Annotated in this window: 10 protein-coding genes; 3 read left to right on the top strand and 7 right to left on the bottom strand. The window is 73.9% G+C overall.

The annotated features are described in order from the left end of the window. Positions 1 to 34: 34 nt before the first annotated feature. Positions 35 to 802 (bottom strand): metallophosphoesterase, encoded by a 768-nt coding sequence (locus tag ACFYUZ_RS02925; protein WP_389305723.1) that lies wholly within the window; start codon positions 800 to 802, stop codon positions 35 to 37. A 255-nt stretch (positions 803 to 1,057) separates the two neighbouring features. Between ACFYUZ_RS02925 and ACFYUZ_RS02920 the strand changes: the two genes are divergently transcribed. Further along, positions 1,058 to 2,854: an AMP-dependent synthetase/ligase gene (locus ACFYUZ_RS02920; protein ID WP_389305721.1), complete on the top strand. Its 1,797-nt coding sequence runs from the start codon at positions 1,058 to 1,060 to the stop codon at positions 2,852 to 2,854. Between the two features lie 66 nt (positions 2,855 to 2,920). Here ACFYUZ_RS02920 and ACFYUZ_RS02915 read toward each other — a convergent pair whose 3' ends face one another. Next, positions 2,921 to 4,063 carry a glycosyltransferase family 4 protein gene (locus tag ACFYUZ_RS02915; RefSeq protein WP_389305719.1) on the bottom strand — a complete coding sequence of 381 codons (1,143 nt, stop codon included), beginning with the start codon at positions 4,061 to 4,063 and terminating at the stop codon, positions 2,921 to 2,923. 73 nt (positions 4,064 to 4,136) lie between these two features. On the opposite strand from ACFYUZ_RS02915, the gene ACFYUZ_RS02910 reads away from it, so the two are divergent. After that, complete coding sequence (locus ACFYUZ_RS02910; protein ID WP_389305717.1) at positions 4,137 to 5,465, top strand: glycosyltransferase 87 family protein; 1,329 nt, start codon at positions 4,137 to 4,139, stop codon at positions 5,463 to 5,465. Here ACFYUZ_RS02910 and ACFYUZ_RS02905 read toward each other — a convergent pair. Beyond that, positions 5,426 to 6,763 carry an MATE family efflux transporter gene (locus tag ACFYUZ_RS02905; protein ID WP_389305715.1) on the bottom strand — a complete coding sequence of 446 codons (1,338 nt, stop codon included), beginning with the start codon at positions 6,761 to 6,763 and terminating at the stop codon, positions 5,426 to 5,428. The genes ACFYUZ_RS02910 and ACFYUZ_RS02905 overlap by 40 nt on opposite strands. A gap of 102 nt (positions 6,764 to 6,865) precedes the next feature. Here ACFYUZ_RS02905 and ACFYUZ_RS02900 point away from each other — a divergent pair, with 102 nt between their 5' ends. After that, a complete protein-coding gene (locus tag ACFYUZ_RS02900; RefSeq protein WP_389305714.1) occupies positions 6,866 to 7,390 on the top strand; it encodes a helix-turn-helix transcriptional regulator in 525 nt (174 codons plus the stop codon). Between the two features lie 22 nt (positions 7,391 to 7,412). Here ACFYUZ_RS02900 and ACFYUZ_RS02895 read toward each other — a convergent pair whose 3' ends face one another. From ACFYUZ_RS02895 to ACFYUZ_RS02880, 4 genes are all read right to left on the bottom strand, one after another. Next, positions 7,413 to 8,684 carry a hypothetical protein gene (locus ACFYUZ_RS02895; protein ID WP_389305712.1) on the bottom strand — a complete coding sequence of 424 codons (1,272 nt, stop codon included), beginning with the start codon at positions 8,682 to 8,684 and terminating at the stop codon, positions 7,413 to 7,415. A 35-nt stretch (positions 8,685 to 8,719) separates the two neighbouring features. Continuing rightward, positions 8,720 to 9,751 (bottom strand): NlpC/P60 family protein, encoded by a 1,032-nt coding sequence (locus tag ACFYUZ_RS02890; RefSeq protein ID WP_389305710.1) that lies wholly within the window; start codon positions 9,749 to 9,751, stop codon positions 8,720 to 8,722. Between the two features lie 196 nt (positions 9,752 to 9,947). Beyond that, positions 9,948 to 10,982, bottom strand: coding sequence for an NlpC/P60 family protein (locus tag ACFYUZ_RS02885; protein ID WP_389305708.1), 1,035 nt, complete (start codon positions 10,980 to 10,982; stop codon positions 9,948 to 9,950). A gap of 255 nt (positions 10,983 to 11,237) precedes the next feature. Continuing rightward, positions 11,238 to 12,602, bottom strand: a complete 1,365-nt coding sequence (locus tag ACFYUZ_RS02880; protein ID WP_389305706.1) for an NYN domain-containing protein — start codon at positions 12,600 to 12,602, stop codon at positions 11,238 to 11,240. Positions 12,603 to 12,629: the final 27 nt, after the last annotated feature.

Genomic DNA, 12,629 nt, shown 5'->3' with positions numbered 1-12,629 from the left:
GACGGAAGGCTATCGCGCCCCCGCGCCCGCGCCGTCACCACTCCAGGGCGAAGGGCCTCCCCGTCGAGGCGAAGTGGCCGACGTTCACGCACTCGGTGGAGGCGATCCGCATGCGCCGGACCAGCGGCTGGTGGACGTGGCCGAAGAGGGAGTACCGGGGCCGGACCCGGTGGATGGCGTCGAGCAGCGCCCGGCTGCCGCGCTCGAAGCGGCGGGCCACGGTGTCGTACGTCAGCTCCGGCACCTCCGGCGGGATGTGGGAGCAGAGGACGTCGACGTCGCCGAGGGCCTCGACCTTGGCGGCGTACTCCTCGTCGGAGATCTCGTACGGGGTGCGCATGGGCGTGCGCAGCCCGCCGCCGACGAAGCCGAAGACCAGGCCGCCGAGCTCGACCCGCTGTCCGTCGAGGACCGTCGTCCCCGGCCCGGCGAAGTCCGTCCAGAGCCGGGGGATGTCCACGTTCCCGTAGGTGGCGTACGTGGGGGTGGGGAAGGCGGCGAAGAGTTCGGCGTACTGGCGGCGGACGGCGGCCTCGATGGCGGTGTCGCGGTCGACGTCGAGTCCGGCCCAGAGGCGGCGGCCGAGGTCGCGGGCCTCGTCGAAACGGCGGGCGGTGCGGAGCTCGACGAGCCGGTCGGCGTTCTCGGCGCCGAAGAGGTCGGGGAAGATCCCCCGGCTGTGGTCGGCGTAGTCGAGGAAGAGGACCAGGTCACCGAGACATATGAGGGCGTCGGCGCCCTCTCCCGCCTTGGCGAGGTCGCCGGCGTTGCCGTGTACGTCACTGACCACATGGACTCGCATGAGCCCACCTTAGGGGGTGTCACCTGCGGTTACTTGGGAGTCGCGAAACCTGTGGATTACTGTGCGCAGAGCACTGTCACGCCGGTGTGACGCACGGAACATCTGGCCGGGACCCCCTATCGGGAACCGCGTACCGACGAGTAACGTCCGGGCAGTCCAGTCGTGCTCACCCCCACTGAGCACCTGCCCGATCATGGACTTCACCGGTGCATCACACAGAGCCGTGGCGCCGGCGCCCGATGAGGAGCAGCAGTCTTGCGCGAGTTCAGCCTTCCGGCCCTGTACGAGGTCCCCACGGACGGCAACCTGACGGATCTCATCCGCCGCAACGCCTCCCAGCATCCAGACGTCGCCGTGATGGGGCGCAAGGTCGACGGCGTCTGGACGGACGTCACCGCCACGCAGTTCCTCGCCGAGGTCCGCGGCGTCGCCAAGGGCCTGATCGCCTCCGGCGTGGAGCCGGGCGACCGGGTCGCGCTGCTCTCCCGCACCCGCTACGAGTGGGTGCTCCTCGACTTCGCGATCTGGAGCGCGGGCGCGGTGACCGTGCCGGTGTACGAGACGAGCTCGCCGGAGCAGATCCAGTGGATCCTGGGCGACTCGGGCGCGGCCCTGGTGCTCGTCGAGAGCCCGGCGCACCAGGCCTCGGTGGAGTCCGTACGGGACCGGCTCCCGGCGCTCAAGGGCGTCTGGCAGATCGAGGACGACGCGGTCGCGCGGCTCACGGCCACCGGCGCGGACGTCTCCGACGAGCTGCTCGACGAGCGCATGTCGGCGGCGCACGCGGACGACCCGGCGACGATCGTCTACACCTCGGGCACGACGGGCCGCCCCAAGGGCTGCGTCCTGACCCACCGGGCCTTCTTCGCCGAGTGCGGCAACGTGGTGGAGCGGCTGAAGCCCCTCTTCCGCACGGGCGAGTGCTCGGTGCTGCTGTTCCTGCCGGCCGCGCACGTCTTCGGGCGGCTCGTCGAGGTCGCGTCCGTGATGGCGCCGATCCGGCTGGGCTGCGTACCGGACATCAAGAACCTCACGGACGAGCTGGCCTCGTTCCGGCCGACGCTGATCCTGGGCGTGCCGCGCGTCTTCGAGAAGGTCTACAACTCGGCGCGTGCGAAGGCCCAGGCCGACGGCAAGGGCAAGATCTTCGACAGGGCCGCGCACACGGCCATCGCGTACAGCCGGGCCCTCGGCACCCCGCAGGGCCCGTCCTTCGGGCTCAGGCTGAAGCACAAGGTCTTCGACAAGCTGGTCTTCAGCAAGCTGCGGGCGGTGCTCGGCGGTCGCGGCGAGTACGCGATCTCGGGCGGCGCGCCGCTGGGCGAGCGGCTCGGCCACTTCTTCCGGGGCATCGGCTTCACCGTCCTGGAGGGCTACGGCCTGACGGAGTCGTGCGCGGCGACCGCGTTCAACCCGTGGGACCGGCAGAAGATCGGCACGGTCGGCCAGCCGCTGCCGGGCTCGGTGGTGCGGATCGCCGACGACGGCGAGGTGCTGCTGCACGGCGAGCACATCTTCACGGAGTACTGGAACAACCCGACGGCGACGGCCGAGGCGCTGGCGGACGGCTGGTTCCACACGGGTGACATCGGCACGCTCGACGAGGACGGCTACCTCGCGATCACCGGCCGCAAGAAGGAGATCCTGGTGACGGCGGGCGGCAAGAACGTCGCCCCGGCGGTCATCGAGGACCGGATCCGGGCGCATGCGCTGGTCGCGGAGTGCATGGTGGTCGGCGACGGGCGTCCGTTCGTGGGCGCGCTGGTCACGATCGACGAGGAGTTCCTGGGCCGCTGGGCGAGCGAGCACGGCAAGCCGGCCGGTTCGACGGCGGCGTCCCTGCGGGAGGACGCGGAGCTGATCGCCGAGGTCCAGCGGGCGATCGACGACGGCAACGCGGCGGTCTCCAAGGCGGAGTCGGTGCGCAAGTTCCGCATCCTCCCGGCCCAGTTCACCGAGGAGGCGGGCCACATCACCCCGTCCCTGAAGCTGAAGCGGAACGTGGTGGCGAAGGACTTCGCGGACGAGATCGAGGCGATCTACACCAAGTAGGAGCGGGTGCGGAGAGGGGGCCCGGGGCGGTTCGACCGCCCCGGGCCCCTTCTCCGCGTCCCGGGGCTACAGCAGCTCGCGCAGCCGTTCCGCCAGCAGGTCCCAGCGCCAGCGCTCCTCCACCCAGGCCCTGCCCCGCTCGCCCATGCGGGCGCGGAGCCCGGGGTCGAGGAGGAGGGTGGCGACGCGGTCGGCGGTCTCCTCGGCGGACTCGCCGCGGACGACCCAGCCGGTCTCGCCGTCGAGGACGGCGTCGGGGGCGCCGCCGGAGTCGCCGGCGACGACGGGCAGGCCGGTGGCGGAGGCCTCCAGGTAGACGATGCCGAGGCCCTCGACGTCGAGGCCGCCGCGCCGGGTGCGGCAGGGCATGGCGAAGACGTCGCCGGCGCCGTAGTGGGCGGGCAGCTCGGACCAGGGCACGGCGCCGGTGAAGCGTACGGAGCCGGCCACGCCGGTCTCGGCGGCGAGGCGGCGCAGGTCCTTCTCGTACGGTCCGCCGCCGACGATCAGGAGGACGGCGTCCGGGACCCGGCGGAGGATCGCCGGCATGGCCCGGATCAGGGTGTCCTGGCCCTTGCGGGGGACGAGCCGGGAGACGCAGACGACGACGGGGCGGTCGCTGAGCCCGAGGCGGGCGCGGACCTCGTCGCCGCCGGAGTCGGGGTGGAAGGTCTTCTCGTCGACGCCGGGCGGGAGCTGGACCATGCGGCCGGCGGCGGCCGGGGTGAGGGCGCTCGCGATCCGGGAGCGGGTGTACTCGCCGAGGTAGGTGATCGTGTCCGTGCCCTCGCCGATGCGGCGCAGGAGCTGCCGGGCGGCGGGGAGCTGGGCCCAGCCGGCCTCGTGCCCGTGGGTGGTGGCGACGAGCCGGCGGGCGCCGGCCCGGCGCAGCGCGGGGGCCATCAGGCCGAGCGGCGCGGCCGCGCCGAACCACACGGACTCGCAGTTGTGCTCGCGCAGCAGCGCGCCGGCGCGGGCGGTGACCCGAGGAGTCGGCAGCAGCATGGTGGTGCGATCCCGTACGACCGTGAAAGGCTGTTCGGCGTCGAACGCGGCCGTCGCCTCGACCCCTTCGCGGCTGCGCTTCCAGGTGGAGGCGTAGACCACGATCCGGTCGGGATCCAGGCGGAGCGCCATGTTGTGCAGGAAGGCCTGGATTCCGCCGGGACGCGGCGGGAAGTCGTTGGTTACGATCAGGGTCTTGTGCATCGTGGCCGACAGTACGCGATCGCCTGCACCACCCGGCAACACGCCTGCCCCGCCACCGCGGGCCGACAGGACCATGACCGCCCCCGCCACCGCGGGCCGACAGGAGAAGGACGCGACAGTGACGACGGGTGCGGCGGGGAACGGGTCACGCACGGGTCTGCGGCTTCCGGTCGGTCTCTGGGGTCTGTCCCGGGTCCTTCTGCTGCTGTGCGTCTTCAAGGTCGTGGTGATCCCCGGACCGGACATCACCTTCGACGTCTCGAACATCTACCAGGGCTGGTACGAGGTCCTGCGGACGGGCACGTACCCGCTGGACGACATCACCTGGCAGTACCCGCCGGCCGCCGCTTTCGCGATGCTCTCCCCCGCCCTGCTGCCGTTCCTCGGCTACGCCTCCGCCTTCTTCGTCCTCGCCTTCCTCTGCGACGCGCTCGTCTTCGGGCTGCTCCTCCATACGGGCCGCCGCTCCGGCCGCTCGCTCCGGGGCGCCTGGTTCTGGCTCGCGGGCGTCCCGCTGCTCGGGCCGACGGCGTACGCCCGGTACGACGTGATGGTCACCGCCGTCGCGGTGGCGGGGCTGCTCGCGGCGGGCCGCAGCCCGCGCGTGCTCGGCGCCCTCGCCGGTTTCGGCGCGGTCCTGAAGGTGTGGCCGGTGCTGCTGCTCGCCGGCGCCCCGAAGGGCCGGGCGACGCTCCGCTCCTGGTCGACGGCGGTGGGCGCGGCGGCCGCGGTCCTCGCGTTCTGCGTGGCGTGGATGCCGGGAGCGCTGGCCTTCCTCGGTTTCCAGCGCGACCGGGGCACGGAGGTCGAGTCGCTGGGCGCGATGGTCTTCCACGTCGCCCGGCACTTCGGCTGGGACGGCGAGGCGAGGATGAACTACGGCTCGATCGAGTTCCTCGGCCCGTACGTGTCCACGGTCTCGACGGCCGCGCTGGTCCTCACGATCGCCGCGTTCGGGTGGCTGCTCGTGTGGCGGCTGCGGGCGCGCCACTTCGCCTCGTCGACGGTGGCGGACGCGGCCTTCGTCGCGGTGCTGCTGTTCACGACGACGAGCCGGGTGCTCTCCCCCCAGTACATGCTGTGGCTGGTCGGTCTGGCCGCGGTGTGCCTCGCCTACCGGTCGAGCCGGATGCGGCGGCCCGCGCACCTGGTGCTCTGGGCGACGGCGGTGACGCAGTTCGAGTTCCCGGTGTGGTTCTCGCACGTGACGCGGAGCGATCCGCTGGGCATGGCGGTGCTCTTCACCCGGAACGGCCTGCTGATCGCCGCCACCGTCATCGCCTGCCGGATCCTGTGGCGGCACACGGTGACGGAGCCGCGTCTCGCGGCGGCCGCGGCCGGGAGGATCCCGGCGCAGGCGACTCAGCCGGAGCGCGAGAAGGCCCTGTCCGGCTCGCGCTGAGACTCCCGGGGGACGGCGAGGGTGCGGCGGCGCAGCAGGCCGAGGGCCGCGCACTGGGCTCCCATGGCGAGGGCCATCGCCAGGCAGATCCCCGGGAGGCCGGCGCCTGACAGGACGTACGCGAGCGGGAGCTGGACGAGGACCCCCACGACGGTGATCCGCGCGAGGTACGGGGCGGCCCCGGTGCCCTCGAAGACGCCGGCGAGCGCGATGTACCCGGCCATGAGCAGCAGGTAGGGGCCGAGGCAGCGCAGGAAGAGCGCGCCCGCCGCCGCCACCTCGGGCTCGGCGCCGAAGGCCCGCATGACGGGTCCCGCGCCGAGGAGCAGCAGCCCGGCCGCGCCCGCGCCGAGGGTCCCGCCGAGGAGGAGGGCCTGCCGGCCGACGGCCCGGCGTTCGTCCAGGCCCGAGCCGAGGAGGTGGGCGCTGTGGATGGCGGCGGCCTGCCGGACGGAGTAGAAGGCCATGGTCGCCACGTACATGGCCTTGGTGGCGATGCCGTAGGCGGCGATCTCGGCGACGCCGAGCCGGGCGACGACGGAGACGAGCGCGAGGGCGCCGGCCATCCGGACCACGAAGTCGACGGACATGGGCAGTCCGGTGGCGGCGGTGCGGCGCAGCGCGGCGGCCGTGGGCAGCGCCGCCCGGGCCGCCCGCGCGGCCTTGAGGAGCGGGTCGCGGCGCAGGACGACGAGGCCCGCGGCGAGGGCGACGCTCCGGCCGGTGACGGTGGCGAGGGCGGCGCCCGGCACCCCGTACGCGTGGATGAGCAGCGGGTCGAGGACGAGGATCAGCCCGTTGGCGAGGAAGGCGAGCCGCATGGGGGTGCGGGTGTCGCCGGCGCCCTTGAGGATCCCGTCGAGCACGTTCGTGGCGAAGAAGACGGCCGTGCCGGGGAGCGAGATCGCGAGGTAGGCGGTGGCCAGGGCGTGGGCCGGGTGGCCGGAGCCGCCGAGGAGGAGGGCGGCGAGCGGGTCGCGCAGGGCGAATCCGCCGAGGGCGACGGGCGGCACGAGCAGGGCGCAGAGGGCGGTGCCGCCGCGGACGGCGGCGCGGACGGCGCCGGGGTCGTCGGCGCCGCGGGCGCGGGCGACGAGGACGGTGGTGCCGGAGCCGGCCATGAGGACGACGCCGAGGAGGAGGTTCTCGACGTTCCCGGCGAGGGCGACGGCGGCGACGGCGTCGCCGCCGAGGCGGGCGACCCAGACCATGTTGATGATGCCGGCGGCGACTCCGGCGAGGAGTTCGAGGTAGACCGGGCGGGCGAGCCGGACCAGCGTGCGGCGGTGTGCGGACATGACGAAGGAGCCCCCTCTTTCCGATGTACCTCGAATAGAGGCACCTCGAAAAGAGGTAGCATGGGTGGCGGTCCGCCGACAAGCGCGAAGGAGAGGTGCCCGGTGCTGGAACTGTCGATCCTGGGCTTCCTGTACGAGAAGCCGCTGCACGGCTACGAGCTGAAGGAGCGCATCCAGGGCCTGAGCGGCCACGTCCGCCCGGTCAGCGACGGCGCCCTCTACCCCGCCATCACCCGCCTGGTGAAGAACGGCCTGGTCGACAGCCGTACGGAGCCGGGCGCGAGCGCGGCCCCGCGCCGGACGCTCTCGCTCACCCCCGAGGGCCGCCGGGAGCTCCTCGCCCGGCTGCGCGCGCCCAGGGACGCCGAGATCACCGACGGCCAGCGCTGGTTCACCCTGCTCGCCTTCCTCGGGCACCTCCCCGACCGGGCGGACCAGGCGGCCGTCCTCCGTCGCCGCCAGGAGTTCCTGCTCACCCCCGCCAGCTTCTTCTACGAGGACGGGACCGCGGTCAGCGTCGAGCGGGAGCCCGATCTCTTCCGGCAGGGAATGCTGCGGATCGCCCGCGCGACGGGCACCGAGGAGAAGGCCTGGCTGGCGGAGGCCCTCGACGTCCTGGAGGGCTAGGGCCTGTCTTTCGGATCAGGCCCTAGGACGCGCCTTCGGGCCGGGCCCCGGGGCGGGTCCGGGAAGTCCCGCCCGGGCCCTGGCCCAGCCGTTCGGTCAGGTACGCGCGCCAGTCGGCGGTGAAATCCTCCGGCGTGGTGTCCAGGACGTCCCGGAGCGCCTTCTCCACCGCGCCCTCCCGGCCCGGGTGCACGCCCACCGCCCGGTAGAAGGCGGTCAGCCCCTCCTCGCCCCAGCGGTCCGCGATCAGCTCGCAGGCCAGCCATCCGCCCTCGTAGGCCCGGGCCATCGCCTCCGCGTCGCCGCCGAAGGTGAAGGCCCCGTCGTCGGGGAGCTCCGCCGGGAGCTCGCCCGCCCGGACCGAGCGGCGCAGCTCGGGGGCGGCCTGGGCGGCGGTGCGGTCGGTGCCCCGGTAGGCGACCCAGTCGGCGAAGCCCTCGGAGAGCCAGACCGGGGTGGCCGTGGTGGTCTGGACGCGGGTCGCGACGTGGGTGGTCTCGTGGGTGAGGACCATCTGCCGGCCGAACGCGCCGAGCACCGCGTACGCGTCCGGGTTCACGATCACCCGGTCCGCAGGGGCCGTCGGGCCGCCGCCCGCCCGGCCGGTCGTGACGGCCGCGATGCCCCGGTAGGAGGCGGCCGGCCCGCCGAGGAGCCGGCCCATCGCCTCGATCGACGCGGGGACGAGGACCACGACCCGGCCCGCCCAGTTCCCGCGCCAGGCGTCCCCGACCGCGGGCACCGCCCGGTCCGCCGCCGCCGCGATCTCCCGCAGCCGCTCCCGGCTCTGTCCCACGCCCAGGACGAGGCTGCGCCGGCCGGTCACGGTCGTGACCTCGCCCTGCTGCCACAGCTGCTGCGGGGCGCCGTCGGCGGCGCGGTCCCCGGTCACGTACCAGCGGCCGTCCCGCTCGGCGAGGTCGAGGACGCGCTCGGTGGTGGCGGGCCCGGAGTCGTAGCCCTTGATCCGGTAGCCGAGCTCGGCCCTGGCGGTGGCCCGGCCCTCGCCGGTCCGGTCGAGGTCGGTGACCCGGTACGTCCAGCCGCCCAGCGGGATCTCCGCGAGCCGGTCGAACTCGGTGCGGGCGGCCGGTGCGAGCGCGGGGTCGAGGGCCGCGAGATAGCCGGTCTCGTCGCGGTCGAGCAGCGCCCGCGCGTGCCGGTCGAGCAGGCCCTGGATCTCCCCGGTCGCCGGTCCGGCCGGCTCGGGGGCCGCGCACCCGGCGAGGGCGAGCACCGCGGCCAGCAGCCCCGCCGCCGCGCCGCGCGCCACTGTGCTCCGCCGTCCCGCCACGCCCCGATCGTACGCAGCCGGGGAGGGGCACGGCCTCAGACCCGGGTGACGGTCACGTGCGACATCATGTTCACCGGGTCGTAGCGGACCCGCGCGCCCGGGTAGGGGGCGTGGATGACCTGGCCGTTGCCGGCGTAGATCGCCACGTGGCTGGCGTCGCCGCGGTACGTGACGAGGTCGCCCGGCTGCGCCTGCGAGAGCGGCACCTGCCGGCCCGCGTACCGCTGCGCCGAGGAGGTGCGCGGGAGGCTGATCCCGGCCTGCCGGTACGACCAGACCATCAGGCCCGAGCAGTCGAAGGCCGAGGGACCGGTCGCCCCCCACACGTACGGCCTGCCGATCGCGCTGCGGGCGGCCATCACCGCGGCGGCGGCCCGCGAGGGGCCGAGGTCCGCGAGCGGCGGCAGCTCCGCGGCGGGCCCCCCGGCCGGGTCCCCGGCGCGCTCCCCGGTGCGGGAGGCGCGGTCGTAGTCGGCGCGCTGCTCGACGGTGAGGGAGGCGAGCACCCGGCGGGCCTCGGCCAGCTTCTTCTCGACGGTGCGCTTGTGGCGGGCGACCTCGGCCCGGCTGCGCTCCAGTTCGGCGAGGACCGCGCGGGCCTCGGTCCGCTGCTGGCCCAGGCGGCGCTGCTCGCGCCGGAGTTCGGCGAGCGCGGCGCCCTGGCGGGCGGTGACCCGGTCCAGGGCGGAGGCCCGGTCCAGATAGGTGTCCGGGTCGGAGGAGAGCAGCAGGGCGAGGGCGGGGTCGATGCCGCCGGAGCGGTACTGGGCGCCGGCGACCGAACCGAGCGCGCCCCGCATGCGGTTGATGCGCTCCTGGCCGCGGGCGAGGCTGTCCTGCGCCTGGGAGACCGTCCGGCGCAGCGCGTCCGCCTTCTCGTCCGCCCGGTTGTAGCCCTCGGTCGCCTTCTCGGCCTCCTCGAAGAGGCGGTCGACCGTGGCGCGGGTGGCCGCGGGCGTGGGCCCGGGGTCGGCGCTCGCGGGGACGGCCCCGAGGGAGGCCGCCGCGGTGGCCGCGGCGGCGGCGGTGAGGACGGTGACCCTCACGGGTCGGCGGTGGGACGCCACGAATTCGCGCTCCGTTCGGCTCGACGCAGACTGGCGCGGCAGACAGTAGCCGCTGATCAGTCCCCGTCCAACGAAGGCGCCGGGCACACAAAGTGACGCCCCGCCGGAGAACACAGGTCACCGGCGGGGCGTCAGGTCAGTGTGCGTCGCGGCGAACCACCCGATTGGGCGGCACGCCGGAGCGGGTCGCGGCGGGTCAGCCGACGCGGACGCCGAACATGAACCCGCCGATGGTGTTCATGGACTCGTAGCGGACGTAGGCGCCCGTGTAGGGGGCGTGCAGGACCGTGTTGTTGCCCGCGTACAGGCCCACGTGCGACAGGCCGTTGAAGAAGACCAGGTCACCCGGCCGGAGCTGGCTGCGGCCGATCTTCACGCCGTCGTTCTGCTGGGTGTACGTGGTGCGGGAGAGGTCCACGCCGGCCTGGCCGTAGGCCCACTGGGTCAGACCCGAGCAGTCGTACGAGTTGGGGCCTTCCATGCCCGAGGCGTACGGCTTGCCGATCTGGGTGGCCGCGGCGGCGAGGGCGGCGGCACCGCGCTGCGAGGCCGGGACCTCGTTGCCCAGGTCGACGCGCTCGCCGGCGGCGCGGCTGGCGCGCTGCTCCTGCTGCTGCACCCGGGCGCGCTCTTCGGCGGTGAGGGTGTTGAGGAGCTTGCGGGCCTCGGCCAGCTTGCTCTGGAACTTCTGCTTCTTGGCGCCGAGGGTCTTGCGGACGTCCTCGAGGTCGGCCAGCTTCGAGGTGGCCTCGGCCCGCTGCTGGGCGAGCGTGCGCTGCTTGGCCTGGATCGAGGTGAGCACGTCGGCCTGCTGGGCGCTCAGCTGGTCGATCGCGGACGCCTTGTCGAGGTAGGTGTCCGGGTCGGCGGAGAGGAAGAGCTGGAGCGCCGGGTCGATGCCGCCGGAGCGGTACTGGGCGCTGGCGACCGAACCGATCTGGTCGCGCAGGGTGTTGAGCTCCTCCTGGCCGCGGGCCACCTTGTCCTGGAGGTTGCTGATCTCCTTCTGCAGCTTGCCCCGCCGCTCCTCGGCGAGGTTGTACTGCTCCGTGGCCTCCTCGGCCTCGTGGTTCAGCTTGTCGACCTTCGACTTGACCTCGTCGATCTTGGGCTTGGCGGGGGCCGCCTGTGCTCCGGACTGGGCGGAGAGCGCGACGGCGGCGGCCGCTGCCGCGGTGAACACGGTCACACGGGTACGGCTCGGCTGCTTGGGTCGACGGTGGGACGCCACGAAGGCGAGCTCCTTCTTCCTCGAGCCGCCCAACCGGTCAGGGCAGGCGGTTCCTCCGCTGCCACCCCGGATGGGTGATCAACCGCGCGAAGGTTCGAAGGCCGACCCTAGTGACCAAGTTGTGATCAGTTCAAATCCCACTGGCAAAAATCTCGCCCACGCACCACTTTATTTACATACATCACACGGCCCGTGATGGGTACTTGACGGTGCGCCGTCCAGAATTCGGGCATAACTCGCAGGAGTTGCGATGCGTCACGAGAGCCGCGAAAGCCGCTTGAGCAACAAGGCGGACGCCACCGGCCGCGCCCCCGCCTTCGCGACGCCGTCGGCGACCTCGCGATCGGTGGAGACCACCACCACCGGCCGCCCCGGCGGCTCCGCCCGGACCAGCTGCCGGATCAACTCGTCCGCCGTGACACCGGGCTTGGAGAACAGCACCCGCACCCCGCGCGGCGGCGCGAGCAGCACCGGGGCCGCCAGCTCCGCCCCGTCGAAGACACAGGTGACCTCGGCCCCCGAGCGCGCCGCGAGCGCCGAGAGCCCGCCGAGCAGCCGCAGCCGCTGCTTCTCCAGCGGCATCGTCGGATAGCCGGTCTTGGTGACGTTGTAGCCGTCGACGACCAGGTGCGTCTGCGGCAGCGCCAGCAGCTGGTCGAGCAGCGCCGGGTCCGTCTCGGAGAGCGCCCGCGCCGCGATGTCCTTCGGGGACATCCGCCCCGGCTCCACCGCGTCCACGGTGTCCGCCGGGTGCGTCGAGACGGGCGGCAGCGCGAGTTCGCGGCGCAGCCCCTGGGCCGCGTCGAGGACCGTGTCGAGCAGCAGCCGCAACCGCATGTCCTCCACCGAGCGGCCCTCGCGGGCGGTCCTGCGGCTCGCTTCCAGGGCGGCCTCGACCTCGCCGAGCCGCGCCCTGAGCCGCCGCGTCTCGCTCTCGGCGGCCGAGACCTGCGCCGCCGACTCGGCCCGCGAGGCCTCGATCTCGCCCTGCGCCCTGCGCAGCGCGGCCTCGCCCCGCTTGACGTCGCTCTGGGCGCTGCGCAGCTTGCGGTGAAGCGATTCCGCTTCCTTGCGGGCGGCCTCCAGGTCGTGCCGGAGCTGCTCGGTCTCGCCCCGGGAGCGCTCCCGGGCGGCGGCGAGCTCCTCGCGCAGCCGCTCCAGCTCGCGCCGGCCGGCCTCGTCGGCCCGCTCGGCGTCGGCCCGCTGGACCTCCTCGCCGGCGGCGGCGACGAGCTTGACCCAGCCGGGCGGGCGCAGCACATAGGCGGCCGCCGCCACGTCGACGGGGTCGGCGGCCGCGGGCGGGGTGCCGGTCTCCACGGCTCCGGCCAGCTCGGGCTGGCCCTGCTTGAACCGTTCGCCGATCCGCTGCCGGAAGAGCGGGTCGCTCTCCAGCGCGGCGGCCATCGCGTTGCCGGCGAACTTGGCCCGCCGGCTCGCGGTGAAGCGGGCGTACTGCCGCAGGGGGGCGGGCAGCTCCGCGACGGTGAGCCCGCCGAAGGCGTCCGCGACCAGCGCGACGACCCGTCGCCGTACGCCTTCCGGCAATGGGTGGTCGAGCGTCTCGGCAGCGTCACCTGCCGCGCCGGCCGGCTCACCACCGTGCGCGGGCTGCTCCACGATCCGTCACCCCTATGTCGTCCGCGC

The sequence above is a fragment of the Streptomyces sp. NPDC004266 genome, assembly GCF_042874095.1.
Classification (GTDB): Bacteria; Actinomycetota; Actinomycetes; order Streptomycetales; family Streptomycetaceae; genus Streptomyces.
Note: the sequence above shows the minus strand (reverse complement) of the source record. Positions and strands in the feature narration are given on the sequence as shown.